A 1,580-nucleotide genomic window follows, 5' to 3' on the forward strand; every position below is an offset into this window, starting at 1 on the left:
ACACCCGCCCGACATGTCCCGGGCTGGGGTAAGTCAGGACCCAGCAACAGCCTTTGTCCGCCCGATCGGATCCATCGCAGTAGCCGATCCACCGCCCGTGCCACCAAGCTGCGGAGGGTCGTGAACCACGTTCTCCCGCGCCACCAGCACCAAGGACGCCTCGGGGTCCGCCACGGAACCCGTCGTCTCGTAAAACGACTTCCACCAGTCGCCGGCCAGGAAGTCCGACACCTCCTCGAGCGTGTTGAACCACACGGTGAAGACAGCCTCAAAGGGCGGATTCACCAGGCCTGCCGGCGTGAACGGAAGCGTGGACGTCTCGCCGATCGTGAGCGACGCACCGGCACCGACAGCGACTGCCGACCGCTTCAGAACCGTCTCGAATGTCCCGTAGCCGGTCCCCTCAGCGCGCGCGAAACACCGGAACAACTTGAACGGCGCACGGTTGACGCCACCGAGCTCGATGATCTCGCCGCCGAAGTTGCCCGTATAGGGCTCCCACGTGATGAACTCATCTGCGTGAGCAACGGCAACGTCGGCCGCATGACCACCATTGACCCGCGCGTCGACATTCGCCCGGCACGCTGCCTGGTCCTCGTAGATGAACTCGCCGACAGCGTCGTAGCCAACGGACACCTCCGGAGCGCCCGGAAGACCCTCGGGAAGCACATCATTCTGGACGTAGACGCGCACCGTCGGCCAGAACTCCTCGATGCCGAGAGCGACGTCGTAGTGCGAAACCCAATGGGTGATGAACTCTTCCTTCGACATCCCAGGCTTGCGCCGCGCTATGTACGCCCGTTGATACAACTGATGGCTCCTTCACAGGTTCTTCGTCGATTGGCCTCAACAGCCGTCACCTGATCGGTAATCGGGCTATGTCGTCCGAAAGTAGGACCAACACTAGATCGACGCGTCAGCTTCGTCAAGGGTGATCGACCCGCTGCGACTGCGATCCAGGGATCGATCGTCGGGCGAAGCAGTCGGCCACGCGGCCGAAAGTCGCTTCGGCCCGCCACTCGTTTAACGGGTCCGTCCCGCCCTCATTCGACCGCATATCGATCATCCTCGCTATGGCCTCGTTTTCAAGCGTCGTCGACAGCCCCTACGCCGTCACGCCGAGACAGCAGGAAACCGCTCGAGCGCGTCACGGTTGCGCCTCATGACTGTCGCCGGACCCCGTCAACGGACACTTGCCGCTCGGCGGGGATCTTTGAGGGGAACGGGGCGAACAGCTGCTCGGTGACATCACGGGGCATCCGCTCTCGCCGACTGCCCGAGCGAACCTGTGCCCTTGGTACGTACCCTCACGAAGTCCGCGCGGTGAGAACGCATCACCGACCACATAGACCCAAGGGCACCCGACCCCTGGAGTTCAGCCTCGAGCGCATCCATCGGAAGTCGGGCAGTTGCCATGATGATCCGGTCGACGCTATCGACTATGCGAGTCGTGCCTGAGACAAGCTCCTCGACGATGGCGTTGCCGCCACCGATGCGCGCAACCCGAGCTGCAGTCACGAGCTTCACGCCAGCGCACCTGATGCGGGCGATCGTCACGCGCTCCGCACGGTACACCGACC

General features: G+C 63.5%; 2 protein-coding genes. Both read right to left on the reverse strand.

The annotated features are described in order from the left end of the window. Window positions 1–33: 33 nt before the first annotated feature. The gene (locus ACYQ1K_RS27845) at window positions 34–810 is read right to left on the reverse strand and encodes an EthD domain-containing protein (RefSeq protein ID WP_459986880.1); all 777 of its coding nucleotides are present in this window, start codon (window positions 808–810) and stop codon (window positions 34–36) included. A 438-nt stretch (window positions 811–1,248) separates the two neighbouring features. After that, window positions 1,249–1,580 (reverse strand): hypothetical protein (locus tag ACYQ1K_RS27850; RefSeq protein ID WP_459986881.1); only part of this gene is annotated, 332 nt, incomplete at its 5' end.

The organism is Nocardioides sp. AN3, from assembly GCF_054653495.1.